General features: G+C 68.5%; 22 protein-coding genes and 1 pseudogene. 9 read left to right on the top strand and 14 right to left on the bottom strand.

The genetic code is table 11. From position 1 onward, the window contains the following. Positions 1 to 15 precede the first annotated feature (15 nt). Together BMX37_RS06230 and BMX37_RS06225 are read left to right on the top strand one after the other, a co-directional pair. The gene (locus BMX37_RS06230) at positions 16 to 939 is read left to right on the top strand and encodes an XdhC family protein (RefSeq protein WP_093664602.1); all 924 of its coding nucleotides are present in this window, start codon (positions 16 to 18) and stop codon (positions 937 to 939) included. Then, positions 926 to 1,537 (top strand): nucleotidyltransferase family protein, encoded by a 612-nt coding sequence (locus tag BMX37_RS06225; RefSeq protein WP_093664601.1) that lies wholly within the window; start codon positions 926 to 928, stop codon positions 1,535 to 1,537. The genes BMX37_RS06230 and BMX37_RS06225 overlap by 14 nt, the downstream gene beginning before the upstream one ends. 326 nt (positions 1,538 to 1,863) lie before the next feature. Here BMX37_RS06225 and BMX37_RS06220 read toward each other — a convergent pair whose 3' ends face one another. The 13 genes from BMX37_RS06220 to BMX37_RS06165 form a co-directional block, all read right to left on the bottom strand. Next, positions 1,864 to 3,072, bottom strand: coding sequence for an ABC transporter permease (locus BMX37_RS06220; RefSeq protein ID WP_093664600.1), 1,209 nt, complete (start codon positions 3,070 to 3,072; stop codon positions 1,864 to 1,866). A 3-nt stretch (positions 3,073 to 3,075) separates the two neighbouring features. Continuing rightward, positions 3,076 to 3,888, bottom strand: coding sequence for an ABC transporter ATP-binding protein (locus BMX37_RS06215; RefSeq protein WP_244501418.1), 813 nt, complete (start codon positions 3,886 to 3,888; stop codon positions 3,076 to 3,078). Then, a complete protein-coding gene (locus tag BMX37_RS06210) occupies positions 3,815 to 5,200 on the bottom strand; it encodes an efflux RND transporter periplasmic adaptor subunit (protein WP_093664599.1) in 1,386 nt (461 codons plus the stop codon). The genes BMX37_RS06215 and BMX37_RS06210 overlap by 74 nt, the downstream gene beginning before the upstream one ends. Continuing rightward, on the bottom strand, positions 5,200 to 6,693 hold the full coding sequence (locus tag BMX37_RS06205; protein ID WP_093664598.1) for an efflux transporter outer membrane subunit: 1,494 nt from the start codon (positions 6,691 to 6,693) through the stop codon (positions 5,200 to 5,202). The genes BMX37_RS06210 and BMX37_RS06205 overlap by 1 nt, the downstream gene beginning before the upstream one ends. A gap of 233 nt (positions 6,694 to 6,926) precedes the next feature. Beyond that, positions 6,927 to 8,942, bottom strand: coding sequence for an acetyl-CoA carboxylase biotin carboxylase subunit (locus BMX37_RS06200; protein ID WP_093664597.1), 2,016 nt, complete (start codon positions 8,940 to 8,942; stop codon positions 6,927 to 6,929). After that, positions 8,932 to 9,177 (bottom strand): hypothetical protein, encoded by a 246-nt coding sequence (locus BMX37_RS18465; RefSeq protein WP_139198037.1) that lies wholly within the window; start codon positions 9,175 to 9,177, stop codon positions 8,932 to 8,934. Before BMX37_RS18465 ends, BMX37_RS06200 begins: the two co-directional genes overlap by 11 nt. Positions 9,178 to 9,298: 121 nt before the next feature. Beyond that, positions 9,299 to 10,288: a biotin synthase BioB gene (gene bioB / locus BMX37_RS06195; protein ID WP_093664596.1), complete on the bottom strand. Its 990-nt coding sequence runs from the start codon at positions 10,286 to 10,288 to the stop codon at positions 9,299 to 9,301. Next, the gene (locus BMX37_RS06190; protein WP_093664595.1) at positions 10,288 to 10,656 is read right to left on the bottom strand and encodes a lysozyme inhibitor LprI family protein; all 369 of its coding nucleotides are present in this window, start codon (positions 10,654 to 10,656) and stop codon (positions 10,288 to 10,290) included. The genes bioB and BMX37_RS06190 overlap by 1 nt, the downstream gene beginning before the upstream one ends. After that, positions 10,653 to 12,860, bottom strand: coding sequence for a methylmalonyl-CoA mutase (scpA, locus tag BMX37_RS06185; RefSeq protein WP_093664594.1), 2,208 nt, complete (start codon positions 12,858 to 12,860; stop codon positions 10,653 to 10,655). The genes BMX37_RS06190 and scpA overlap by 4 nt, the downstream gene beginning before the upstream one ends. Then, positions 12,860 to 13,639 (bottom strand): enoyl-CoA hydratase-related protein, encoded by a 780-nt coding sequence (locus tag BMX37_RS06180; RefSeq protein WP_093664593.1) that lies wholly within the window; start codon positions 13,637 to 13,639, stop codon positions 12,860 to 12,862. Before BMX37_RS06180 ends, scpA begins: the two co-directional genes overlap by 1 nt. Beyond that, positions 13,636 to 14,058, bottom strand: coding sequence for a methylmalonyl-CoA epimerase (gene mce, locus BMX37_RS06175; protein ID WP_093664592.1), 423 nt, complete (start codon positions 14,056 to 14,058; stop codon positions 13,636 to 13,638). The genes BMX37_RS06180 and mce overlap by 4 nt, the downstream gene beginning before the upstream one ends. Before the next feature lie 48 nt (positions 14,059 to 14,106). Further along, entirely contained in the window at positions 14,107 to 14,376 is a 270-nt protein-coding gene (locus tag BMX37_RS06170) for a GIY-YIG nuclease family protein (protein WP_093664831.1), read from the bottom strand. 118 nt (positions 14,377 to 14,494) lie between these two features. Further along, positions 14,495 to 16,021, bottom strand: coding sequence for an acyl-CoA carboxylase subunit beta (locus BMX37_RS06165; RefSeq protein ID WP_093664591.1), 1,527 nt, complete (start codon positions 16,019 to 16,021; stop codon positions 14,495 to 14,497). 74 nt (positions 16,022 to 16,095) lie between these two features. Here BMX37_RS06165 and acs point away from each other — a divergent pair, with 74 nt between their 5' ends. Next, positions 16,096 to 18,030 carry an acetate--CoA ligase gene (gene acs, locus BMX37_RS06160; protein ID WP_093664590.1) on the top strand — a complete coding sequence of 645 codons (1,935 nt, stop codon included), beginning with the start codon at positions 16,096 to 16,098 and terminating at the stop codon, positions 18,028 to 18,030. Between the two features lie 19 nt (positions 18,031 to 18,049). On the opposite strand, the gene BMX37_RS06155 is transcribed toward acs, so the two are convergent. Further along, the gene (locus tag BMX37_RS06155) at positions 18,050 to 19,228 is read right to left on the bottom strand and encodes an MFS transporter (protein WP_093664589.1); all 1,179 of its coding nucleotides are present in this window, start codon (positions 19,226 to 19,228) and stop codon (positions 18,050 to 18,052) included. 88 nt (positions 19,229 to 19,316) lie between these two features. On the opposite strand from BMX37_RS06155, the gene BMX37_RS06150 reads away from it, so the two are divergent. From BMX37_RS06150 to BMX37_RS06125, 6 genes and pseudogenes are all read left to right on the top strand, one after another. Next, a complete protein-coding gene (locus tag BMX37_RS06150; protein ID WP_093664588.1) occupies positions 19,317 to 19,880 on the top strand; it encodes a hydrolase in 564 nt (187 codons plus the stop codon). Further along, complete coding sequence (locus BMX37_RS06145) at positions 19,867 to 20,949, top strand: AbrB family transcriptional regulator (RefSeq protein ID WP_093664587.1); 1,083 nt, start codon at positions 19,867 to 19,869, stop codon at positions 20,947 to 20,949. The genes BMX37_RS06150 and BMX37_RS06145 overlap by 14 nt, the downstream gene beginning before the upstream one ends. Before the next feature lie 10 nt (positions 20,950 to 20,959). Further along, positions 20,960 to 21,928 carry an NAD(P)H-dependent glycerol-3-phosphate dehydrogenase gene (locus BMX37_RS06140; RefSeq protein ID WP_139198036.1) on the top strand — a complete coding sequence of 323 codons (969 nt, stop codon included), beginning with the start codon at positions 20,960 to 20,962 and terminating at the stop codon, positions 21,926 to 21,928. 7 nt (positions 21,929 to 21,935) lie between these two features. Further along, entirely contained in the window at positions 21,936 to 22,799 is an 864-nt protein-coding gene (locus BMX37_RS06135) for a phosphorylase family protein (protein ID WP_093664585.1), read from the top strand. A gap of 102 nt (positions 22,800 to 22,901) precedes the next feature. After that, positions 22,902 to 24,192, top strand: a pseudogene (locus BMX37_RS06130) (UDP-glucose dehydrogenase family protein). 72 nt (positions 24,193 to 24,264) lie between these two features. Next, entirely contained in the window at positions 24,265 to 24,858 is a 594-nt protein-coding gene (locus tag BMX37_RS06125; RefSeq protein WP_093664584.1) for a hypothetical protein, read from the top strand. The last annotated feature ends 12 nt before the right edge of the window (positions 24,859 to 24,870 follow it).

The following is a 24,870-nucleotide window of genomic DNA, read 5'->3' as shown; positions in this document are numbered from 1 at the left end:
TGGTAAGACAGGCGGATGGCTGAAAACGACAGTGTGATCGCGGCGGCGCGGGCGTGGCGGGGTGAACCGCTGGCTCTCGCCACCGTCACCTCCACCTGGGGCTCCGCCCCCCGCCCCCGCGGCAGCCACATGCTGGTCCATGCGGACGGGCGGTTCGAGGGGTCGGTATCGGGCGGCTGCGTCGAAAGCGACATCATGCAGACCGCCGCCGAGGTGATCGCCGGCGCGCCGTTTCAGGTGAAGCGCTACGGTGTCGCCGACACGGCGGCGTGGGAAGTCGGCCTGCCCTGTGGCGGCGAGATCGAGGTCATGGTGCAGCCCGTGTCGGCCGAGGGGTTCGACCCGGAGCTGTTCGACCGCATCGCGGAGGCGCGGGACGACGGCCGCGCGCTGACCGTCGCCACCGACCTGTCCACCGGGCACAGCTACCTGAGGCCGGTGGAGACGGGATCGGTGTTCGCCAACCGCTACGACCCGCCGCGCCGGCTGCTGATCGTGGGCGCGGTGCAGATCGCACAGGCGTTGGCGCAACTGGCACGCACGCTGGGCATCGAGACAGTGGTGATCGACCCGCGCGGCCGCTTCCTGACCGAGGAACGCTTCCCCGGCGTGACGCTGGACGATCGCTGGCCGGACGAGGCGGTGGAGGCATGGCGGCCCGGTCCGGCGACGGCGGTGGTGACGCTGAGCCACGATACCAAGATCGACGATCCGGCGCTGATCGCGGCACTGAACAGCCAGGCCGCCTATGTCGGCGCGCTGGGGTCGCGGCGCAGCCATGCCGCCCGGCGGGAGCGGCTGGCGGCGGCTGGGCTGTCGGTGGAACAGCTCGACCGGATCGACGGCCCGGTCGGTATCGACATCGGCGCGATCGGCCCGTCGGAGATCGCGCTGTCGGTCGCGGCGGCGATGATCGCCGCCTTCCATGACAAGGTCTGACGGTGGCGCCACCGTCAGGCCGAGGATCGAACGCAGCGCGCTGATCCTGCTGGCGGCGGGCCGCTCGTCCCGTTTCGGCGCGGGGTGCAACAAGCTGGAACAGGACCTGCACGGCCTGCCCCTCGGCCTGCACGCTGCGCGGGTGCTTGCGTCACTGCCCTTTGCGGTACGGGTCGCAGTGGTTGCCGGCCATGATCTCGACCTGAGCGCGTACGGATTTCAGGTGATCCGCAACCACGACCCGGCGGCGGGCATGGCGCGATCGATCAGGCTCGGCGTGGAAACGGCGGAACGGCAGGGTGTAGAGGCCGTGGTGGTGGCGCTGGCCGACATGCCGTGCGTGACCGCCGCCCATGTCGAGCGGCTGTTCGAGGCGGCCGACCGCGCCGGGGTCGTGGCATCAAGCGATGGTGATAGCGCCAGCCCGCCAGCCCTGTTCGGGCGCGCACATTTCGCAAGTCTGAGGGGACTGAGCGGCGACATAGGGGCCCGCGACCTGATCCGCGCCGCCCGTCACGTCATGGCCAGACCGGCCGAACTGGTCGATGTCGACACGGCGTTGACGCTGGACGCTCTACGGACTGCGCGCGAGAGCTAAGGCTGGAGCATGGCAGAGGGGCGGCTGCACCTGTAGGCGGCGCGGCGCCACTGCTACCTGACGGCGGGTCGAGCCTCGCACCTGCCGGCGATAGCGGCAGGCCGATATCGCGCCCCATGCCGCCACGTCTCTGGCGAGCGGCGTACGGTTCATGGCGGCACATGATCCCACGGACCCGCCGCAGCTCTGCCTAACCCGTCGACCGAGGCGGATCCTCACCTCCATCTTCAAACAGTGCTTGATCGCCGCGCTGGGCGAGGTCCGTCACATATCCCGCTCCGGCTCGGATGCATCTCAGCCTCACCCCCGATTGGCGCCCACCACGCTTATTCGTGCCGCAGCGCGTCGATGGGGTTGAGGGCGGCGGCGCGGCGGGCGGGAAAGTAGCCGAACACGACGCCGATGATCGCCGAGATGGCGAAGGCGAGGATGTTGATCCCCGGCACGAACAGGAACGGCAAGCCGCCCAGCGCGGAAAGCGCGCCGACCGCGAGTTGCGCGATCACCAGCCCGATCAGCCCGCCCAGGCACGACAGGGCCACTGCCTCCACCAGGAACTGCATCAGCACCTCGCGCGCGACCGCGCCGATGGCCAGGCGTATGCCGATCTCCCGCGTGCGTTCGGTCACCGACACCAGCATGATGTTCATGATGCCGATGCCGCCGACCACCAGGCTGATCGCCGCGACCGCCGTGACGATGCGGGTCAGCAGAACGGTGGTGGAGGAGAAAGTGTCGGAAATCTGCTTGGTATCGAAGATGTTGAAATCGTCCTCCTTGCCGCCGGTGATACTGCGCCGTTCGCGCAGCAGGTCGGTGATGGAGGATTGCACCGCGTCGGTGGAGAAACGCTGATCGACGCCGACCAGCATCAGGCGGATGTCGCGGTTGCCGGTGAAGCGGCGCTGCACCGCCTTGATCGGCATGACCACCGTGTCGTCCTGATCGCCGCCGAACCCCGCCTGGCCGCGCGTGGTCAGCGTGCCGATCACGTCGCAGCTGATGCTGCCGACGCGGAACCGCTTGCCGACCGGATCGATGCCGGGGAACAGGTTCTTCACCACCGTACCGCCGATGATGCACACCGCCTTGCCCGCCTGTTCCTCCGCCGGGGTCCAGCGGCGGCCGTCGAGCAGCGGCCAGGGTTGTACCTGGAAGATCGCGTCGGTGGTGCCGTTGACCGTGGTGGACCAGTTCGCGCCCTCGTACACCGCGGTGACGGTGGCCGATGCCTGGGGCGCGACCGCCGTGACGCCGGCGACCTGATCGGCGATCGCGGTCACGTCCTCCGGCTTGAAGTCCGGCGGTCGCGGGCCGCCGCCGCCGCGGCCGAAACCCTGGCCGGGCCGGACCTGAAGGATGTTGGTGCCGAGCGCGGCGATGTTCTTTTGCACCTGAAGCGTGGTGGCGCGGCCCAGCGTCACCATCGTCACAACCGCCGCGACGCCGATGATGATGCCGAGGATGGTCAGGAACGAGCGCAGCTTGTGCCGGGCGATCGAGCGCAGTGCGAGGGTGAGGATGGTGCCGAACATGGCTCAATCGTTCTCCGGGACCACGCCGGGGCGGTGGTTCCGTTCGATACGTTCGACCAGCCCGTCCTTGAAGTGGACCACCGTGCGCGCGAAGGCGGCCATGTCGGGCTCGTGCGTCACCATCAGCACGGTGATGTTGCTGGTCCGGTTCAGGTCGGTGAGCAGCTCCATGATCTCCACCGACCGTTCGGAATCGAGGTTGCCGGTCGGCTCGTCCGCCAGCAGCACGTCGGGTTGGGTGACGATCGCGCGGGCGATGGCGACGCGCTGTTGCTGGCCGCCCGACAGCTCGGCGGGCGTGTGGTCCCACCAGCGATCGAGCCCGACCTTTTCCAGCGCGGCCATGGATAGATCACGCCGCGCCTTCTTCTCGTCGCCACGGTACAGCAGGGGCAGCTCGACATTCTCCAACGCCGAGGTGCGCGACAGCAGGTTGAAGCCCTGGAACACGAAGCCGAGATATTTGCGCCGAAGCAGCGCGCGCTGGTCGCGGTCCAGCGTCTGCACCGGGAAGCCGCGAAACAGGAACTCGCCCCCGGACGGCACGTCGAGACAGCCCAGGATGTTCATGGTCGTCGACTTGCCCGATCCGGACGGCCCCATGACGGCGACGAAATCGCCGCCATCGATGTCCAGGTCGACGCCCTTCAGCGCCTGAAACTGGGTCGCGCCGCTGCCATAGGTCTTGATGACGTCGCGCAGCCGGATCAGCGGCGCGGCGTCGGCCGGGGGGGCGGCGGGGTTACTGGCCACCGCCCTGCCCGCCCCGCCGCTGACGACCGCCACCGCCGCGCCGGCCCGATCCACCGGCGGCATCGGACCCGCCGGACAGCTGGCCGGTGATGACCTGCTGACCCGGTTTCAGGTCGCCGTCGATGACCTCCGTGCTCGACCCGTCGGTGTCGCCGGTGGTCACCTGCACCGCCTGTGGCGAGCCGTCGGCACCCTTCACGTACACCGTCTGGCGGGCGCCGCGCACGGTGGTGGCGGTGCGCTCCGGCCGGTCACGACGGAAGCGCGGGGCGAGCGAGCCGGCGATCCCACCGCCGGCCTGATCGCCGCCCGCCGTGGGACGGAAACGCAGGGCTGCGTTGGGCACCAGCAGCACGCCGCGCTTGTCCGACGTGACGATGTCGGCCGTGGCGGTCATGCCGGGGCGCAGTTGCAATGTCGGGTTGGCGACGGTCAGGTCGGCGGCATAGCTGACCACCTGACCCGTCGTCGCGGTCGCGCTGGTGGCGGAGGAAGAGCTGGTCGCGGAATTGACCGTCAGGTTGGACCCCAGGTCGACGCGGGTGATCTCCGCCGGGAAGGTCCGCCCCGGAAAAGCATCCACGGTGAAGCTGGCCTTTTGCCCGACCTTCACCTGTCCGACATCGGCCTCGTCGATCGCCACCTCCAGCTTCATCTTGCTGAGGTCCTCGGCGATCACGAACAGCGTCGGCGTGTTGAACGAGGCGGCGACCGTCTGGCCGGGATCGACCTGGCGCGCCAGCACAACGCCGGACACCGGGCTGCGGATGATGGCGCGGGCGCGCTGCGTCTGACTCTGGGCGAGTTGGGCGCGGGTCGCGACAACCGTCGCCTGCGCCGCCTTCAGCCCGGCGAGCGCGCGTTGGTAATCGGCGCGGCCGGCCTGCAGCTCCGTGCCCGAGGGGACGCGGCCGTTCGACAGGCGATACACCTCCTCCAGCCGGTTCAGCTGCGCGCGGCTTTCGGCGACGGTCGCCTGTGCCTGGCCGACCTGCGCCTGGTTGGCGTTGATCTGCGCGCTGATCTGGCGGATCTGATCCTCGATCTGTTCGGGATCGATCAGCGCGAGCGGCTGTCCGGCGGAAACATGGTCGTTGACGTCGACCACCACCTTCGTGACCAGACCTGACAGCTGCGAACCAACCGTGACCTGGTTGGTGGGCGCCAGCTTGCCCGTGGCGGAAACGGACACGGTCAGGTCGCCGCGTTCCACCTGGGCGGTGGCGTACCCCGCCTCGCCCTTGCCCGAGAACCAGCTGCGCGCGAGCAAGGCCAGCAGGATGACGCCGATCGCGACCAGCACCCATTTCAGGTAGCGGCGCCACGCCGGCACGGGCCGGGTGCCCAGGAACTCGTCGAGCTGTTCGTTCGCCATCAGTTGCTTTCCGTGGAGGCACGCGGCGCACCCGCCGCCGTCGCGGCGCTGGCGGTGCGGGCATCGGGGATCGCGGCCGCTTCCCACCCGCCGCCGAGCGCCGCGTACAGCGCGACCAGCGCCGTCGCCTGATCGGAGCGGGCCTGGGTCAGGCCGTTGCGGGCGCTGAGCAGCGCGGATTCCTGCTGGTTCAGGGTCGTGAAGTCGGCCAGGCCGGTGCGGTACTGGCTGCGCGCCAGGATCGCGGAATTGTTCGCTGCGTCATAGGCGATCCTGAACTGCGCCTCCCGCTGGCGCGCGGTGTCGAGCGCGACGATCGCGTTTTCCACATCCTCCAGCGCGGTCAGCACGGTGCCCTTGTAGGTCGCGAACGCGGCATCGGTCGCCGCCTCCGCCGAACGCACCTGCGACCGCAACCGGCCACCGTTGAAGATCGCCTGGGTCAACCCGGCGAACAGGCCGCCGGTGATCGCATCGCCCAGATTGCCGATCGAGGTGGCGTTGGTCTGGATGTTGCCGGTGATCGCCAGCGCCGGATACAGCTGTGCCTTGGCGACGCCGATCCGCGCGGTCGCGGCGGCCAAGGCGCGTTCGGCCGACAGCACGTCGGGCCGCTGGCGCAGCGTGTCGGCCGGAATGCCGACGCCGACGGTCTGCGGCCCTGTGGGGATCGGCCGCACCGCCGCCATCTCGGCTCGCAGCGCGCCGGGTGCCTGGCCGGTCAAGACGCCCAGCCGCGCGACGGCGGCGGCATATTGCTGTTCCAGCGTCGGGATGGTCGCCGCGGTCTGCGCCCGCTGCGCACGGGCCTGTTCGACATCGACGGAGGACACCAGCCCGGCCTGCACGCGGAAACCGGCGATCTCCAGATTGTCGTCCTGGATGGCCAGGCTGGCGCGCGCATTCTCCACCTGGGCCTGATAGGCGCGGGCGAGGACGTAGTTGCGCGCGACCTCGCCTTCCACCGACACCAGCACCGCGGCATAGTCGAAGCCCGCCGCCTGTTCCTCCGCCCGCGTCGCCTCCACCGTGCGGCGGACCTCTCCGAACAGGCCGAGCTGGTATTGCGCGTCGAGGCCGAGCGAAAAGCTGTCGCCGGCGGAGCGCGAGATGGTGGTCACGGTGCCGTCGGGCAGCGTCAGGTTGCTCTGGCCGCCGACCAGGTTGAACGAGCGGTTGTAGCCGCCCGAACCGCTGATCGTCGGCAGCAGGCTGCTGCGCGACTGGACCAGCGCCTCGCGCGCCTGACGCAGCCGCGCGACCGATTGGGCGAGGTCGGTGTTGGCGGTGCGCGCCTGCGTCACCAGCCGGGCCAGCACGGGATCGTTGAAACGATCCCACCAGCGCGTCAGGTCCTCCGCCGTCGCGGTCGCGGGAACGGAATAGGCGTCGGGGACGCCCAGCTCGGCCGGCGTGCCGGGGCGATAGTCCGGCCCGACCGAACAGCCGGCCAGCACCATCGGGGCGAGAAGAAGCGCGCGGGGGCGGATCATGGCGTCATGTCTGGCCAGCACACCTGCTCCCGTCCAGCGCTATAATGTCGCAATTTGTCGCGGTTGCGGGACGGCTGCCCTACGTTCGTATCCGCGCGGGCGGTGGTGCGGCACAGGGCCGGTCCGTGCGAGATCCAGCTGCCACACCACGCCTGCGCGTCCCAGCCTCAAAGGACGCCCCCTGCCTGCGTGGGAACACCGGCCATCGGATCGGAGCAGCGCGTGCGGATCCGTCACTCCAGTTCGAGGATCACCTGATCCACCGCCAGGCTGGCGCCCGCCGCGACCTCCACCGACTTCACCGTGGCCGCCTTTTCGGCGCGCAGGATGTTCTCCATTTTCATCGCCTCCACCACGGCGAGCGGCTGGCCGGGCTGCACCGTGTCACCGGGCTGCACATCCAAGCGGACCAGAAGCCCCGGCATCGGCGCGATCAGGAACCGCGATAGGTCGGGCGGCACCTTTTCGATCAGATGCTTTGCATAGGGCGCGATGCGGGCCGGCAGAACCCGCGCGACATGGCTGGCACCGCGCGCGGTCAGGCGGAAGCCGGTGCGCGTGCGCTGGAGGCGGACGGACAGCGGCTCGCCATCGACCTCCGCATGGACCAGCCGATCGCCGGGCGTGTATTCCAGCGCTAGGTCGACTTCCTCGCCGTCGATGACGATCGTGTCGCGCGACAGCAGCACCTGATGCTCCCGGCCGCCGATCCGCACCACCCATTCGCCGGGTGGCGGCAGGCGGCGACCGAGCTGGCCGTCGACCCGCCGCGCCCGGTCCGCCTCCGCCGTCGCGGCGAATGCGGCGATGCCGGCCAGCGTGCGCAGCAGCGGCTCAGCGGCGGGCGCGCCGGCGAACCCGTCGGGATATTCCTCTGCGATGAAGCCGGTGGTGAGCGCGCCGGACCGGAAGCGGTCGTGCTGCATCAGCGCCGACAGGAAGTCGATGTTGTTGCCGACCCCATCCAGCTCGAACGCATCAAGCGCCGCGACCTGCAGGTCCGCCGCCTCGTCACGCGTCGGCGCCCAGGTGATGAGCTTGGCGATCATCGGGTCGTAGAACATCGACACCTCGCCGCCCTCACGCACGCCGTCATCGACGCGGACATAGGCGGTGTCGGTCGTGCCGATCGGCTGCTGGTGCGCGGCGGCCTCCGGCGGGGCGTAGCGGGTCAGGCGGCCGATCGAGGGCAGAAAGCCGCGATACGGGTCTTCCGCATAGACGCGGTTCTCGATCGCCCAGCCGTTCAGCACGATGTCGTCCTGTCCGAAGCCAAGCGGTTCTCCGGCGGCGACGCGGATCATCTGTTCGACCAGATCGATACCGGTGATCGCCTCGGTCACGGGATGCTCGACCTGGAGGCGCGTGTTCATTTCGAGGAAGTAGAAGCCCTGGCCGGTCGTGTCGGCGCCGGACACGATCAGTTCCACCGTGCCGGCCGAATGGTAGCCGACGGCGCGGGCCAGCGCGACCGCCTGCTCCCCCATCGCGCGGCGCATGTCGGGCGTGACGAAGGGGGACGGTGCCTCCTCCACCACCTTCTGGTGGCGGCGCTGGATCGAGCATTCGCGCTCGCCCAGATAGACGATGTTGCCGTGCCGGTCGCCCAGCACCTGGATCTCGATGTGGCGCGGGCTTTCGATGAATTTCTCGATGAACACCCGGTCGTCGCCGAAACTCGCCAGCCCCTCGCGCTTGGTCGCCTCGAACCCCTCGCGCACGTCCTGTTCGCCGTAAGCCAGGCGCATGCCCTTGCCGCCGCCGCCGGCCGATGCCTTCATCATCACCGGATAGCCGATGTCGGTCGCGATCCGCACCGCCTCGTCCGTGTCGGCGATCTCGCCCAGATAACCGGGCACGACGTTGACGCCGGCCTGTTTGGCCAGCTTCTTCGATTCGATCTTGTCGCCCATCGCGGCGATGGCGTTCGGCGGCGGGCCGACAAAGGCGATGCCGGCATCGGCACAGGCGCGCGCGAAGCTTTCCCGTTCCGACAGGAAGCCATAGCCGGGATGGATGCAGTCGGCGCCGGTTTCGCGCGCGGCGAGCAGGATCAGTTCGGCCTTGAGGTAGCTTTCGGCGGCGGGCGCCGGGCCGAGGCGGACGGACTCGTCGGCCATCAGCACGTGCGGCGCGCGCGCATCGGCGTCGGAATAGACCGCGACGGTGGCGATCCCCATCCGCTTCGCCGTGCGCATGACGCGGCACGCAATCTCTCCGCGATTGGCGACCAGGATTTTATTGAACATTAGCGACTCCCGCGCCGAAAGATGCCGACCGTCCCCACAGCCAAAGCGCGGGGAAGCCGATCAGAATAGCCAAGGCAATGACGTGCTTACGATCACTGCACGTTGTTCCGCCCACCCATCCAATAATTACATTTTCTGGGCAGTCGCCCATCAGTGTGACCAGCGCGATCAGGAAGAACAGGCCCACCAACGCTCCCGTCCACAGGACGAAGGCGATGACCCGTCGCCAGTTCATCGCGCGACCTCCCCGTTCCCCCGAGAAGGCCGGAGTCCAGCTTCGGCGCGGAACGCCGACCGCGCTACCGCGCGAGTTCCTGTCCAGGGCTGGACCCCGGCCTGCGCCGGGGAACAAGAGGTCACTCCGCCGCCACCCGCATCGGCTCCTCGCCTTCCATCGCGCGCAGGCCCAGCTTTGCGAACAGCGCCGCGTCGGCGCTGTCGCCGGCGTTGCCGGTGGTGAGCAGCTTGTCGCCGGTGAAGATCGAGTTCGCGCCTGCCATGAAGCACAGCGCCTGTGCCGCGTCCGACATGCTCTCACGACCTGCGCTCAGGCGTACCATGCTCTGCGGGCAGCAGATGCGGGCCGCGGCAACGACGCGGACGAATTCGATGTCGTCGACGCGCGCCATCGGCGTGTCGGCGAGCATGTCGCCAAGCGGCGTGCCACGGATCGGCACCAGCGCGTTGACGGTGACGCTTTCGGGATGGCGCGGCAGTGTGGCGAGCGCGTGGACGAAGCCGATGCGGTCCTCCCGCGTCTCGCCCATGCCGACGATGCCGCCGCAGCACACCGACACGCCCGCATCGCGGACGTTGGCCAGGGTATCCAACCGGTCCTGATAGGTACGTGTGGAGGTCACGCGATCATAATATTCGGGCGAGCTGTCGAGATTGTGGTTGTAGTAATCGAGGCCCGCGTCCGCCAGCATGCGCGCCTGGCCCGCGTCCAGCATGCCCAGCGTCATGCAGGTTTCCAGGCCCATCGCCTTCACGCCCTCGATCATCGCGACGACCTTGGGCATGTCGCGCTCCTTGGGTGACCGCCACGCGGCGCCCATGCAGAAACGCTGCGACCCGGCCGCCTTCGCCTCGGCGGCGGCGGACAGGACGCTGTCGACGTCCATGATCTTTTCCGCCTTCAGGCCCGACCCATGGTGCGCGGATTGCGAGCAATAGCCGCAATCTTCCGGACAACCGCCGGTCTTGATCGACAGCAGCGTGCACAGCTGCACCTCATCCGCCGCCTGGTGCGCGCGGTGCACCTGCGCCGCGCGGAACACGAGTTCGGTGAAGGGCAGGTCGAACAGGGCGCGAATTTCGGCGCGGGTCCAGTCGGTACGGATCATCAGTGGGGATCGCCCTTGAGCTGGCGGGTACGGGCACGGGTCAGCTGCGCGAGGCAGCCGCTATACTGCATGGGCTGCATCGAGCCGCCCTCATATTGCTGGGCGACACGGCGGCATTCGCTGTCGCGGAACTGGAGCCATGCGCGCTGCGACGCGAGCAGCAGGGCCGCCGCGTTACCGCCGCCCCGCCGGGCGTCCGCCATCGCCGAGCGATACTGGACGTTGAGCGCGGCGTCGGCGCGCCGGTAATCGCTACCGGCCTGCGCGTTCAGCGTCTGCTGCGTCTGTGACAGGGCGGGAGTGGTCAGGGCGGAAGCGGTCAGGGTAGCTGCGCCCAGCAGGGCGAGCGACGTAAGGGAAACTCTCATTCGGCAGCATCCTCCTGGGGCGGCATGTTGTGACCGAGCAGGCGCAACACCTCCTCGGCGGCTTGAATCAGGTTGGTACCGGGGCCAAAGATCGCCTGCACGCCGGCATCGCGCAAAGCCTGATAGTCCTGGGACGGGATGACCCCGCCGGCCACCACCTTGATGTCCGAGCGGCCGGCATCTCGCAGGTGGCCGATCAGTTCGGGGATCAGCGTCTTGTGCCCGGCGGCGAGGCTGGACGCGCCGACCACGTCGACGCTCTTCTCGATCGCCAGCGCCGCCGCTTCCGCCGGTGTCTGAAACAACGGGCCGGGCACGATCTCGAACCCCAGGTCACCGAACATGGACGAGACGAGGTTGGCGCCGCGATCATGGCCGTCCTGGCCCATCTTCGCGACCAGCATGCGCGGGCGGCGGCCCAGGCGGCGCTCCGTCGCGTCGACGCCCTCGGTCAACCGGGTCCAGCGGGCATCACCCTGATACGCACTGCCATAGACGCCGCTGACCGGCGTCGGCTGCGTGCCGAAGCGACCAAAGGCGACTTCCATCGCGGCGGATATCTCGCCCAGCGTGCAGCGGGCGCGGGCACATTCCACCGCCAGCGCCAGCAGATTCCCGCTGCCCGTCGCCCCGATACGGAGCGCGTTCAGCGCCGCCATCGACGCCGCCTCGTCACGGGTGGCGCGCACCCGCTCGATCCGGCGGACCTGCGCCTCGCGCACGGCGTGGTTGTCGATGTCGAGCACGTCGACCGACGTGTCCTCCGCCGGGCGGTACTTGTTGACGCCGACGATCACCGTTTCGCCCTTGTCGACGGCGGCGGCGCGCGCGGCGCTCGCCTCCTCGATCATCGCCTTGGGCCAACCGGCGGCGACCGCGCGGGCCATGCCGCCCTCCGCCTCCACCTTTTCGATGATCTCCCAGGCCCTTGCGACCAGTTCCTGCGTCAGGCTCTCGACATAATAACTGCCGCCGAGCGGGTCGACGACCTTCGTGATACCCGCCTCCTCCTGCAACACCAGTTGGGTGTTGCGGGCAATGCGTGCCGAGAAATCGGTGGGCAGCGCGATCGCCTCGTCCAGCGCGTTGGTGTGCAGCGACTGGGTGCCGCCCAGTGCCGCGGCCAGCGCCTCCACGGTTGTGCGGATGACGTTGTTGTAGGGGTCCTGTTCCTGAAGCGACACGCCGCTGGTCTGGCAATGCGTGCGCAGCATCTTGGAGCGTTCGTCCTTCGCTCCCAAGTCGGTCATCACCCGGTGCCACAGGGTGCGCGCCGCCCGCAGCTTCGCCACCTCCATGAAGAAGTTCATGCCGATCGCGAAGAAGAAGCTGAGACGCCCTGCGAACTTGTCGATGTCCAGCCCGGCCGCCATCGCCGCGCGCGCATATTCGCGCCCGTCCGCGATGGTGAAGGCCAGTTCCTGCACCTGCGTCGCGCCCGCCTCCTGCATGTGATAGCCGGAGATGGAGATGCTGTTGAACTTCGGCATCTCCGCGGAGGTGTAGGCGATAATGTCCGCGATGATCCGCATTGAGGGTTCGGGCGGATAAATGTACGTGTTGCGGACCATGAACTCCTTGAGGATGTCGTTCTGGATCGTCCCGTCGAGTTGCGCGCGCGACACGCCCTGTTCCTCACCCGCGACGATGAAGAAGGCGAGGATCGGGATCACCGCGCCGTTCATGGTCATCGACACCGACATCCGGTCGAGCGGGATGCCGTCGAACAGGATCTTCATGTCCTCGACGCTGTCGATCGCGACACCCGCCTTGCCGACGTCGCCGACGACGCGGGGATGGTCGCTGTCATAGCCGCGGTGCGTGGCGAGGTCGAAGGCGACGCTCAGCCCCTTCTGCCCCGCCGCCAGATTGCGGCGGTAAAAGGCGTTCGATTCCTCCGCGGTGGAGAAGCCGGCATATTGGCGGATCGTCCAGGGTCGTCCGGCATACATTGACGCGCGCACCCCGCGCGTGAACGGCGCGAAGCCGGGCAGGCCAGGATCGGCGGCGACATCGTCGGCCGTATACAGAGGCTTGACGTCGATGCCTTCGGGCGTGTGCCAGGTCAGGTCCGCGCCCTTGACTTCCTTCTCGGCCAGGCGCTGCCAGTCGGCGAGGGTCGCCTGCGCCGCCGGTTCGGGCAGGTCGCGCGGGCGCGGCGCGGCTCCGGCATCCTCACCCGAGTTCTGTTCTATCTCGGCCATCAGCGACCAGTGAACGTCGGCGACCGTTTCTGCAAGAAGGCTTGGGCGCCCTCCTTCCCGTCGTCGCTGCCAAGCGCCGCGCGCTGCGCCGCCGCTTCCGCGGTCAGCGCGGTGGGGTAGTCGCTTTCCATGGCGCGGTGGACGGCGCGGCGCATCAGTCCCAATGCCACGGTCGGTCCGGCGGCAAGGCGCTCCGCCAGCGCGAGCGCCCGGGCGTCTAGCATGTCGTCATGCACGACCTGATGCACCAGGCCCCAGTCATGCGCCTGCACGGCCGACACACGCTCCCCCAGCATCATCATCTCATAGGCGCGGGATCGCCCGATTAGGCGCGGCAGCATCCAGGTCGCGCCGCCATCGGGAACCAGCCCGATATTGACGAACGCCTGCAGGAAATAGGCAGTGTCCGACGCAACGCAGAAATCCGCCGCCAGCGCCAGCGAACAGCCGATACCGGCCGCCGCGCCGCGCACCGCGCTCACCACCGGCACCGACAGGTCCGCGATGGCGAGCAGCGCGGGGTTGTAGCCATCGGTCAGCGCCGCCTGCACCGCCGCGCCGGGATCGTCGCCGCCCAGCGCGACGCCCGCGACGTCGGCGCCCGAACAGAATGCCCGCCCCTGCCCCTGGATCAGCACGGCCCGCGCGCCGCCGAGATCGGCCAGCGCCTCACGCAGTGCCACGAACATCGCGGGCGGTGCGGCGTTTAGGCGATCGGGGCGGTTCAGCGTCAGCACCAGCACGTCGCCGCGCCGCTCCACCAGGACTTGGTCCGTCATCGATGTTCGTCCCTCGGCGTTTCCATCAATTCCACCAGAACGCCGCCCATGTCGCGGGGATGCATGAAGACGATGGGCGTGCCGTGCGCGCCGATGCGCGGTTCGCCCAGCAGGGTTGCACCCTTCGCAGCCAGGTCGGCGATCGCGGCATGGATGTCCGCCACCTCGAAACACAGGTGATGCTGTCCGCCGGCCGGGTTCTTCCTGAGGAAGCCGGCGATGGGCGACGCGTCGTCATACGGCTCGATCAGCTCGATCTGCGTGTTGGGCGCGTCGATGAAGCACACGCGCACGCCCTGCGTCGGGAGATCGAACGGCTGCCCGATCGCGTCGGCGCCAAGCAGCTGGCGGTAGGTTTCCATCGACCGGTCGATGGAAGGCGTTGCGATACCGACATGGTTGAGGCGGCCGAGGGTCATCGATCACGATCCGTCATTGCGAGCGCAGCGAAGCAATCCAGCCCGACCTCAGCCATGGACAATCCCTTCATACAGATCGGCCCAGCCCGGGTTCATCGTGGTGATGAGGACGAGCTTCTTGGCACGCGATCCACCCTTTATCTGCTTCTCGCGCGCGATCGCCGCATCCATGGTATCCGCCACTTCAAACCAGACCAACAGCTTGCACCCATAACGTTTGGTGAAACCGTCCGCGACACCTTCGCGATGTTGCCATGCCCGTCGCGAAAGATCGGACGTCACTCCCGTATAGAGCATCCCGTTGCGCCGGCTGGCCATGATATAGACCGCCGGCTGCTTCACGGGCGGCGATCCCGCGCGGCGAAGGAAAGTCGAGAGAAGCCAGTGCGGATGCCACCGTCATGGATTGCTTCGCTGCGCTCGCAATGACGGCCACTCACAGCGGAATGTTGTCATGCTTCTTCCACGGGTTTTCCAGCGCCTTGCCTTTCAACTTGCGCAGGCCGAGAGCGATGCGGCGCCGGGTGGAGTGGGGTTGGATCACCTCGTCGATGAAACCCTTTGAGGCGGCGACGAAGGGGTTGGCGAAGCGGGCCTCGTATTCCGCGGTGCGCTCCGCGATCTCTTCGGGCGTGCGGCCGCGGAAGATGATCTCGACCGCCCCCTTGGCGCCCATCACCGCGATCTCGGCAGTCGGCCAGGCATAGTTGAGGTCGCCGCGCAGGTGCTTGGACGCCATCACGTCGTATGCGCCGCCATAGGCCTTGCGCGTGATGACCGTGATCTTGGGCACCGTCGCCTCGGCATAGGCGAAGAGCAGTTTGGCGCCATGCTTGATGATGCCGTTATGCTCCTGCGCGGTGCCAGGCAGGAAGCCGGGCACGTCGACGAAGGTCACGATCGGGATGTCGAACGCGTCGCAGAAGCGGACGAAGCGTGCCGCCTTTTTTGACGAATTGATGTCCAGCACGCCGGCCAGCACGGTAGGCTGATTGGCGACGAAGCCGACGGTACGCCCCTCGATCCGGCCGAAGCCGCAGATGATGTTGGCGGCATGGGCCGGTTGAATCTCGAAGAAATCGCCCTCGTCCACCACCTTCCGGATCAGTTCGTGCATGTCATAGGGCTGGTTGGCGTTAGCGGGGATCAGCGTGTCCAGGCTGTCCTCCTGCCGGTCCCACGCGTCGCTGGTCGGCCGTTCGGGCACGGACGCGCGGTTGGAGGCGGGCAGGAAGTCGATGAAGTCGCGCGCGGCGAGCAGCGCCTCGATATCGTCCTCGAACGCCACATCGGCGACGCTGGTCTTGGTGGTGTGCGTGACCGCGCCGCCCAGCGCCTCCTGCGTCACCACCTCGTTGGTCACCGTCTTCACCACGTCCGGGCCGGTGACGAACATGTAGCTGGAATCCTTCACCATGAAGATGAAGTCGGTCATGGCGGGCGAATACACCGCACCGCCCGCGCACGGCCCCATGATGAGCGACAGCTGCGGGACCACGCCGGACGCCAGCACGTTGCGCTGGAACACCTCGGCATAGCCGCCGAGCGAGGCGACCCCTTCCTGGATGCGCGCGCCGCCGCTGTCGTTCAGGCCGATCACGGGCGCGCCGACCTTCAGCGCCATGTCCATGACCTTGCAGATCTTTTGCGCATGCCGTTCCGACAGCGAGCCGCCGAACACGGTGAAATCCTGGGAAAAGACGAACACCAGCCGGCCGTTGATCGTCCCGGAGCCTGTAACAACGCCGTCGCCGGGGATCACCTGATCCTGCATGCCGAAATCTGTGCAATTGTGCTCGACGAACATGTCGAGTTCCTCGAACGACCCCTCGTCCAGCAGCACGTCGAGCCGCTCGCGCGCGGTCAGCTTGCCCTTGGCATGCTGCGCCGCAATGCGCTTTTCACCGCCGCCGATCCGGGCGGCTTCACGCCGCCGGGCGAGTTCCTCGATGGTGGCCGACATTCACCTCTCCACATGTTTGCGTGTCCTATTCGGTCGGGCTAGGTCTGATTGCAACCCGATCGTCAGGAGAGAGCATGGCTGAGGACGTCTATCCGGTTCCGGCGGAATGGCAGGCGGAGGCGGGCGTCGACGCGTCGGCGTACGAGGCGATGTACAAGGCCGCGCGCAGCGACCCGGACGCGTTCTGGCTGGAACAGGCGGGGCGCCTCCACTGGACGAAAGCGCCGACAAAGGCGGGTGAATGGTCGTTCGACGAGGCGAATTTCGGCATACGCTGGTTCGCGGACGGCACGCTGAATGTCGCCGCCAACTGCATCGACCGCCATCTGGCGGAGCGCGCGGACACGGTGGCGATCATCTGGGAACCGGACGCGCCCGACGAGGAGCCCAAGCGCTTCACCTATGCGCAGCTGCATGCGGAGGTGTGTCGTTTCGCCAATGTGCTGAAGGCGAACGGCGCGAAGAAGGGCGACCGGGTCACCATCTACCTGCCGATGATCCCGGAGGCGGCGTTCGCGATCCTGGCCTGCGCCCGGATCGGCGCGATCCATTCGGTCGTGTTCGGCGGGTTCAGCCCCGATGCCATCGCCGGGCGGATCGAGGATTGCGACTCGACGCTGGTGGTGACAGCGGACGAAGGGCGGCGCGGCGGCAAGCGTGTCCCGCTGAAGGCGAATGTCGATGCCGCCGTGGCGCGCGCGTCGTCGGTAAACCGCGTCATCGTGGTGAAGGCGACGGGCGCCGATGTCGCGATAGGCGAGCGCGACCGCTGGTACCATGAGGAAGCCGCGAAGGTGGCCGCAGACTGCCCGGCCGAGCCGATGAATGCGGAGGACCCGCTGTTCATCCTCTACACCTCCGGCTCCACGGGAAAGCCCAAGGGGGTGCTGCATACCAGCGGCGGATATCTGTTGTGGGCGGCGTACACGCACGAACTCGCCTTCGACTACAAGCCGGGCACGGTGTTCTGGTGCGCCGCCGACGTCGGCTGGGTAACCGGGCACAGCTATATCCTGTACGGCCCGCTGGCGAACGGTGCGACGACGCTGATGTACGAGGGGCTGCCCAACTGGCCCGACGCCAGCCGTATCTGGCAGGTGGTGGACCGGCATCAGGTGCACACGCTGTTCACCGCGCCGACCGCCCTGCGTGCCCTGATGAAGGAAGGGGACGCGCCGGTCCACGCCACCTCGCGCGCGTCGCTGAAGCTGTTGGGATCGGTGGGGGAGCCGATCAATCCGGAGGCGTGGCGCTGGTACCACGACGTCGCCGGCGACGGGCGCTGCCCCGTCGTCGACGCGTGGTGGCAGACGGAAACGGGCGGCATCATGATCGCCCCGCTGCCCGGCGCCACCGCGCTGAAACCCGGCTCCGCGACGCGGCCGCTGCCCGGCGTGCTGCCGCAGCTGGTCGATGAAAAGGGCGAGGTGCTGCACGGCGCCACGTCGGGCAATCTGGTCATCGCGGGCAGCTGGCCGGGGCAGATGCGCACCGTCTGGGGCGATCACGAACGGTTTTTCCAGACCTATTTCACGACCTATCCGGGCAAATATTTCACCGGCGACGGATGCCGCCGAGACGAGGACGGATATTATTGGATCACCGGACGCGTCGACGACGTCATCAACGTGTCGGGGCACCGAATGGGCACCGCCGAGGTGGAATCGGCGCTGGTCCTGCACCCGCGCGTCGCGGAGGCGGCGGTGGTCGGGATGCCGCACGACGTGAAGGGCCAGGGCATCTATGCCTATGTCACGCTGAACGCCGGCGACGAGGGGTCGGCGGAGCTGCGCGAGGAATTGCGCCAGCATGTGCGGCGTGAGATCGGCCCGATCGCCACGCCCGACGCGCTGCAATTCGCGCCCGGCCTGCCCAAGACGCGGTCAGGCAAGATCATGCGCCGCATCCTGCGCAAGATCGCGGAGGGCGAGGTGTCCAGCCTGGGCGACACGTCGACGCTGGCGGACCCGGCGGTGGTGGACGATCTGGTGGCGAACCGCGCCGGCTGATGCGGAAAGGCGGGCCGGCTCAGCCGGTCCGTCGCGCAACCAGCATCGCAACGGCCCAGATCAGCAGGCCCGCGATCGCGAGCGCGCACCCGACCCACCCGGTCGCGGTCAGGCCATAACCGGCGGAGATCGCCATGCCGCCGAGCAGCGGGCCCAGCGCATTGGCCGTGTTGAAGGCGGAATGGTTGAGCGCGGCGGCCAGCGCCTGCGCATCCCCGGCCACGTCCATCAGCCGGGTCTGCAACACGGTGCCGAGCGCGCCGCCGATGCCGATCGCGAACACGCAGAGCGTGATCGCCCAGAAATGCTGGGCGGCAACCGTGTAGGCGGCGAGACACAGCGCGCTCCAGACCAGCAACCCACCGGCGGTGGCCATCAGCGCGCGGTCGGCGAAACGCGGCACGACCAGGTTGCCGACCGTCAGCCCGACGCCGAATACCGCCAGCACCACCGGTACGCTTGACGCCCCGGCCCCGGTCACCTCCATCAGCGTCGAGGCGAGGTAGGTATACACGCAGAACATGCCGCCAAAGCCGATCGCGCCGATCGCCAGCGTCAGCCACACCTGGCCCCGCGCCAGCGCGGACAGTTCGCGCAACGGACTGGCATCGGCATCCGGCCGGTCATGCTCCACCACCGCGAACACCGTCGCCGCGGTAATCAGCGCACAGGCCGCGACCACCGCAAAGCCCCAGCGCCAACCGACCGCCTGCCCCAGCCAATTGGCGAACGGCACGCCGATGATGGTGGCGACCGTCAGTCCCAGCATTACGCGACCCACCGCCATCGTGCGCCGCTCCGTCGGCACGAGAGAGGCCGCGACCAGCGCCGCGATGCCGAAATAGGCGCCGTGCGGCAGTCCGCTGAGAAAGCGGAAGGCGAGCATGGCGTGATAACTGGGTGCCATGGCACTGGCGGCGTTCGCCACCGCGAAGAAGCCCATCAGCGCGATCAGCAGCGTCCGGCGGCCCATCCTTGCACCCAGCACCGCAAGCAGCGGCGCGCCGACGACCACGCCCGCCGCATAGGCGCTGATCACATGCCCGGCGGTGGGTTCGTCGATCCCCAGCCCCTTCGCGAAAAAGGGCAGCAGGCTCATGGTCGCGAACTCGGTGGTGCCGATCGCGAAGCCGCCGAGCGCCAGCGCGAAGTGCACCAGGCCGACGGGCCGAGCATGCGGGGAAGCGGAAAAAGGCATCCGCCAATATGCTGCGCCGCAACAACGACGCAAGGCACGCCGCGCAAGAAGTGGGGAACGGCCGGCGCGCTGGCCGGTTCTGCCGGGCATGACCAGCCTTGATCCCCGCACCACCGCCCTAATCCTGATCGACCTGCAACAGGGGATCGCCACCGACGACAAGGCGCCACGCACCGGTGCCGAGGTGGTGGGCGCGGCCAAGGCGCTGGCGACACGCTTCCGCCAGGCGGGCGCGCCGGTCGTGCTGGTCCATGTCGCCTTCGCGCCGGGATCGATGCCCAGCCAGAAGGTCGACAAGCCGGGCCTGCCGCCGGAGGGCACGCCTGCCGCTTTCTCCGAGTTCGTCCACGGGCTGCGCGAGGCGGACGACATTGTCGTGCTGAAGCGCCATTGGGGTGCGTTCACGGGCACCGACCTCGACCTGCAACTGCGCCGGCGTGGGGTGCGCACGGTGGTGATCGGCGGCATCGCCACGCATATGGGTGTCGAATCGACCGCGCGGTCCGCCTGGGAACTGTCGTATGACGTGGTGATCGCGGAGGACGTGACCTCCGCCATGTCGGCCGAAACCCACCGCTTCGCGGTCGAGACCATCTTCCCGCAGATCGCGCGCGTCTCTTCGGCCGACGCCATCGTCCTTGATCGGCCGTAAGGCGACACGCGCCCTCCTGCTCCTTCTCGCCTCCGCCGCGCTGGCGGCGGCGCTGGAGTGGGTGGGCATCCCAGCCGGTTTGTTGCTGGGACCCATGATCGCCGGCATCGCCTTTGCCGTACGCGGCTGGACGGTAACGATTCCGGCCGCCGCCTTCCGCGCGGCGCAGGCGCTGGTCGGTGTACTGATCGCCGGGTCGATCGACGCCGATCTGCTATCCGAGGTCGGTCGCAGGCCCTCGCTGTTTGCGGGCACCACGGTCGCGACGCTGGCGGTGAGCGTGGTGATCGGTGTCGTGCTAACCTGGCGCCGCTGGCTGCCCGGCACCACGGCACTGTGGGGCGCCATGCCGGGCGCGGCCACCGCGATGGTGCTGATGGCGCGGGAGAACGGCGCCGACGCGCGCCTGGTCGCGGTGATGAGCTATGTGCGGGTCGCCTGTGTGGCGGCGCTGGCATCCATCCTGTCGGTCCTGCTGGCGGGGCATGGCAGCGGAGCCGCGGGCGGGTCGCCCTGGATTGGTGCGGTCGACCCGACCGGCGTGGCGACGGCGACCGGCATCGCCATCGCGGGCGCGGTTGGGGGCGCGAAGCTGCGCCTGCCCGCCGCCGCCCTGGTCGGGCCGCTGCTGCTCGGCGCGGCGCTGCATCTGGCGGGAATACGGTTCGCCTTGCCGTCTTGGTTGCTGGCGATGGCCTATGCGGTGGTCGGCTGGCGCATCGGATTGTCCTTCACGCGGGAGATCGTGGCGGTGGCCGCGCGGGCGCTGCCGCGCATCCTGCTGGCGACTGGCGCGACGATCGTCGCGTCGGCCGGGCTGGCCATGCTGCTGGCGCATGTGGCGGGCGTGTCGCCCGTGACCGCCTATCTGGCCACCAGCCCCGGCGGCATGGATTCGGTGGCGATCATCGCGGCGGAAACGCCGGTGGACGTGTCGTTCGTCATGGCGATGCAGGCGCTGCGCTTCTTTGCGGTGCTGGCGGTCGGGCCGGCGCTGGCCCGGCTGCTCGCGCACCGCTTCGCCGATCGCGACGGGCGGGCAAGTGGACAAGACGCGCCCACCGGTTAAGGACATCGGGGTGACCAGCCACCCTACCCTTGCCGTTCTGGGCGCCGGATCGTTCGGCACCGCGATCGCCACCGCCCTCGCCCGCGGCGGCAATGCCGTCACCCTGTTCTGCCGCACCGCCGAACAGGCGGAGGCGATCAACCGCACGCGCGAAAACGCCCGCTTCTTTCCGGGCCATGTGCTCAGCCCGCAGATCGACGCCACCGCTGACCTGGACGCGGTGATGGGCGCGGAGGTGCTGTTCCTGGCGTTTCCGTCCCGCGCGATGGACGATTATGCCGGCCGTATCGCTAACGAGGCACGCCGCGACGCGGTGGTGGTCAACCTGATCAAGGGGCTGCACCCCGAACATTTCACCTTTGCCGAACTGTTCCGCCGCACCGCGCCGCACATCGCCTATGTCGCGTTGAAGGGGCCGACCTTTTCCCGCCCGCTGTTCCTGGGCGAATGGTCGGGCATGACCTGCGGCGCCGACGATCCGGAGGTCGGACGGCAGGTGTCGGCGCTGTTCGGGGGCGGCTCACTGGCGCTGGACGCGATCCCCTCGGCCAAGTCGGTCGACATCGCCAGCGCGCTGAAGAACGTCTACGCCATCGCGCTCGGCCTAGTCGGGTCCACCGGCCCGTCCGAGAACACGACGTTCATGGCGGCTACGCTCGTCATCAAGGAACTGAAACGCCTGCTCGACGCGCTCGGCTGTCACCCGGATGTGCTGTGGAGCTTTTCGGGCGTGGGCGACATTCTGCTGACCGGGCTGTGCGACACCAGCCGCAACCGCACCATCGGCCTGATGATGGGCAAGGGCATTCCCATCGACCTGGTACGATCCGACTTCGTCGCGGAGGGCGTGCGCGCTGTGGACGCGCTGGAGGCGCATTGCGGACAGGTGGACACGCCGCTGCTCGATGCGGTGGCGGAGGTGTTGCATGGGCGACAGGGGCCGGCGCATATCTTCGAACGCTTCGGCACCTCGGTCTGACGCGGCGATGCGCTGGACGATCGGCATATTGGGCGGCTCGGGCCTGTACGCGATCCCCGGTTTGAAGGACGCCGAATGGCGCACGGTCGACAGTGCATGGGGAACGCCGTCCGACCAGATCCTGCACGGCACGCTGGGCGGTGTCGGCATCCGCTTCCTTCCACGGCATGGACGCGGCCACCGCATCCCGCCCGACGCGGTGGATGCCCGCGCGAATATCGACGCGCTGAAGCGGGCGGGCGCGACTGACATCCTGGCGGTGTCCTCGGTCGGATCGCTACGCGAGGAACTGCCGCCGGGCCGCTTCGTGGTCGTCGACCAGTTCATCGATCGCACCACCGGGCGCGTGGCGAGCTTCTTCGGCACGGGTCTGGTCGGCCATGTGTCGCTGGCCGATCCGGTCTGTCCCCGCCTGTCCTCCCTGGCGGCGCGCGCGGCGGAGGCGGCCGGCGCGGCGGTGACCCTCGGCGGCACGTACCTGGCCATGCAGGGGCCGCAATTCTCCACCCGCGCCGAAAGCAGGCTGTACCGCGCATGGGGCGCCGATGTGATCGGCATGACCGCGATGCCGGAGGCGAAACTGGCCCGGGAGGCGGCGCTGCCCTACGCGCTTGTCGGCATGGTCACCGATTATGACAGCTGGCGAGAGGCGGAGGCGGGCGTCGACGTCGCCGCCATCGTCGCCCAGATGCAGGGCAACGTTGCGGTGGCTCGGGACATGGTGGCCGCCTACGCGCGGCTGCTGCCGGACACCCGCGCGCCCTCCCCGATCGACCGGGCGCTCGACGGGGCGGTACTGACCGCGCCGAGTGCGCGCGAGCCGGAACTGGTCGAAAGGATCGACGCACTGGCCCGCCGCCGGCTCGACTGATCCTCACAAGAGGGTTCCGCGCCGCAACATCGCCTTGCATATCGTGAGGGCCCGGCTGGGCACCGCGATGAATACGAAAGGACTCTCACTTTTCGCATCGCAATGATCGGGTCGGGCTATGTGGGCCTGGTGTCGGGGGCGTGCCTTGCCGATTTTTGGGCATGACGTCTGCTGCGTCGACAAGGATGCCGGCAAGATCGAGCGGCTGCTGGACGGCGTGATGCCGATCTACGAGCCGGGCCTGGACGATCTGGTCGCGCGCAACGTGGAGGCGGGGCGGCCGCGCTTCACCACCGACCTGGCCGAGGGCGTCAAGGATGCCGACGCGGTGTTCATCGGCGTGGGTACGCCCTCGCGCAAGGGCGATGGCCATGCCGACCCGTCCTATGTCTATGCGGCGGCAGCGGAGATCGGCAAGGCGATCACCGTCTATACCGTGATCGTCACCAAATCGACGGTGCCGGTCGGCACCGGTGACGAGGTCGAGCGCATCATCCGCGAGGCGAACCCGGATGCCCAGTTCGGCGTCGTCTCCAACCCCGAATTCCGGCGCAAGGGCGCGGCGATCGACGACTTCAAGCGGCCAGACCGCATCGTGATCGGCTCCGACGACGAACGCGCGACCGAGGTGATGCGCCAGGTCTATCGCCCGCTCTACCTCGACCAGGCGCCGATCATGGTCACCGAACGCCGGACGGCCGAACTGATCAAGTACGCCGGCAACGCCTTCCTGGCGACCAAGATCACCTTCATCAACGAGATTGCGGACCTGTGCGAACAGGTCGGTGCGAACGTGCAGGAGGTCGCGCGCGGCACCGGGCTGGACAACCACATCGGGTCCAAATTCCTCCATGCCGGCCCCGGCTATAGCGGGTCGTGCTTCCCAAAGGACATGCTGGCGCTGCTCGAGACCAGCCAGGACTACAAGGCGCCGCAGCGGATCGTGGAGGCGGTGGTGGCCGTCAACGACCAGCGCAAGCGCGCCATGGGGCACAAGGTGATCGCCGCGATGGGCGGCGAGATCCGGGGCAAGACGGTGGCCGTGCTGGGTCTGGCGTTCAAGCAGAACACCGACGACATGCGCGACAGCCCGGCGATCGCGGTGATCCAGGCGCTGCTCGATGCGGGCGCGAAGGTCCGCGCCTATGACCCGGAGGCGATGGAGCAGGCCAAGCCGCTGCTGCCGACGATCGAGTACCCGAAGGGATCGTAAGAGACGATGGACGGTGCCGACGCGCTGGTCGTGGTGACGCCTTGGGACGCGTTCCGCGCGCTGGACCTGAAGCGGATCAAGTCGCTGCTCGCCAGCCCCGTGGTCGTCGACCTGCGCAACATTTACGACCCCCAGCAGGTCCGCGCGGCTGGTCTGGAATATACCGGCATTGGTCGCTGAGCCACGAGCGGCGGGGAACGACATCGTTGCGTAAGCGTAACTCCCCTCGACACGCAAACGAGGGAGATCTTTATGCGTAATTCGATCCTCGCCGCTGGCATGCTCGCCGCGCTGACCGCCGTTCCCGCGCTGGCGCAGACCAGCCCGGCCCCCGCGGCTGCACCAGCCGCCGGACAGACGACCACCCCCACCCCGGCCGCGCAGGCGGGCGTCCCGGCCGCACCGGCACAGGTGAACCAGGGCGCGGCCGTTTTCGACCTGACCGGCGCGTCGATCGGCACGGTGGTGCAGATCAACGGCACCACGGCGGTCGTCGACACCGGCACCAACAAGGTCGGCGTGCCAGTCGGCAACTTCGCCGCCGGCCCGAACGGCCTGGTCCTGTCGAACACCAAGGCCGATCTTGATGCGGCAGCCGGTCAGGCCGCCGCGCAAAGTCAGGCACAGCTGAAGACCATGCTGGTCGCGGGCACCGCGGTGCACGGCGTCAACGGGCAGGTGCTGGGCAAGGTCAAGTCCGCCGATGCAGAACTCGTCACGGTGACCAGCGCCAAGGGCGGCGACGTGCGCCTGCCGGCGTCCGGCTTTGCCGTCACGCCCGCCGGGTTGACGGTCGGTATCGCTCAGGCCGATTTCGACAAGGCCGTGGCCGCTAGCCGCAAGTAAGGGCTTTGGGGT

It is taken from the genome of Sphingomonas gellani, from assembly GCF_900110035.1.
Lineage (GTDB): Bacteria > Pseudomonadota > Alphaproteobacteria > Sphingomonadales > Sphingomonadaceae > Sphingomonas > Sphingomonas gellani.
Note: the sequence above shows the minus strand (reverse complement) of the source record. Positions and strands in the feature narration are given on the sequence as shown.

Bases quoted from the DNA above. Each gene is read 5' to 3' on its own strand.
- BMX37_RS06230 (WP_093664602.1), top strand. From the start codon at position 16: ATGGCTGAAAACGACAGTGTGATCGCGGCGGCGCGGGCGTGGCGGGGT.
- BMX37_RS06225 (WP_093664601.1), top strand. From the start codon at position 926: ATGACAAGGTCTGACGGTGGCGCCACCGTCAGGCCGAGGATCGAACGC.
- BMX37_RS06220 (WP_093664600.1), bottom strand. From the start codon at position 3,072: ATGTTCGGCACCATCCTCACCCTCGCACTGCGCTCGATCGCCCGGCAC.
- BMX37_RS06215 (WP_244501418.1), bottom strand. From the start codon at position 3,888: ATGCCGCCGGTGGATCGGGCCGGCGCGGCGGTGGCGGTCGTCAGCGGC.
- BMX37_RS06210 (WP_093664599.1), bottom strand. From the start codon at position 5,200: ATGGCGAACGAACAGCTCGACGAGTTCCTGGGCACCCGGCCCGTGCCG.
- BMX37_RS06205 (WP_093664598.1), bottom strand. From the start codon at position 6,693: ATGATCCGCCCCCGCGCGCTTCTTCTCGCCCCGATGGTGCTGGCCGGC.
- BMX37_RS06200 (WP_093664597.1), bottom strand. From the start codon at position 8,942: ATGTTCAATAAAATCCTGGTCGCCAATCGCGGAGAGATTGCGTGCCGC.
- BMX37_RS18465 (WP_139198037.1), bottom strand. From the start codon at position 9,177: ATGAACTGGCGACGGGTCATCGCCTTCGTCCTGTGGACGGGAGCGTTG.
- bioB (WP_093664596.1), bottom strand. From the start codon at position 10,288: ATGATCCGTACCGACTGGACCCGCGCCGAAATTCGCGCCCTGTTCGAC.
- BMX37_RS06190 (WP_093664595.1), bottom strand. From the start codon at position 10,656: ATGAGAGTTTCCCTTACGTCGCTCGCCCTGCTGGGCGCAGCTACCCTG.
- scpA (WP_093664594.1), bottom strand. From the start codon at position 12,860: ATGGCCGAGATAGAACAGAACTCGGGTGAGGATGCCGGAGCCGCGCCG.
- BMX37_RS06180 (WP_093664593.1), bottom strand. From the start codon at position 13,639: ATGACGGACCAAGTCCTGGTGGAGCGGCGCGGCGACGTGCTGGTGCTG.
- mce (WP_093664592.1), bottom strand. From the start codon at position 14,058: ATGACCCTCGGCCGCCTCAACCATGTCGGTATCGCAACGCCTTCCATC.
- BMX37_RS06170 (WP_093664831.1), bottom strand. From the start codon at position 14,376: ATGGCCAGCCGGCGCAACGGGATGCTCTATACGGGAGTGACGTCCGAT.
- BMX37_RS06165 (WP_093664591.1), bottom strand. From the start codon at position 16,021: ATGTCGGCCACCATCGAGGAACTCGCCCGGCGGCGTGAAGCCGCCCGG.
- acs (WP_093664590.1), top strand. From the start codon at position 16,096: ATGGCTGAGGACGTCTATCCGGTTCCGGCGGAATGGCAGGCGGAGGCG.
- BMX37_RS06155 (WP_093664589.1), bottom strand. From the start codon at position 19,228: ATGCCTTTTTCCGCTTCCCCGCATGCTCGGCCCGTCGGCCTGGTGCAC.
- BMX37_RS06150 (WP_093664588.1), top strand. From the start codon at position 19,317: ATGACCAGCCTTGATCCCCGCACCACCGCCCTAATCCTGATCGACCTG.
- BMX37_RS06135 (WP_093664585.1), top strand. From the start codon at position 21,936: ATGCGCTGGACGATCGGCATATTGGGCGGCTCGGGCCTGTACGCGATC.
- BMX37_RS06125 (WP_093664584.1), top strand. From the start codon at position 24,265: ATGCGTAATTCGATCCTCGCCGCTGGCATGCTCGCCGCGCTGACCGCC.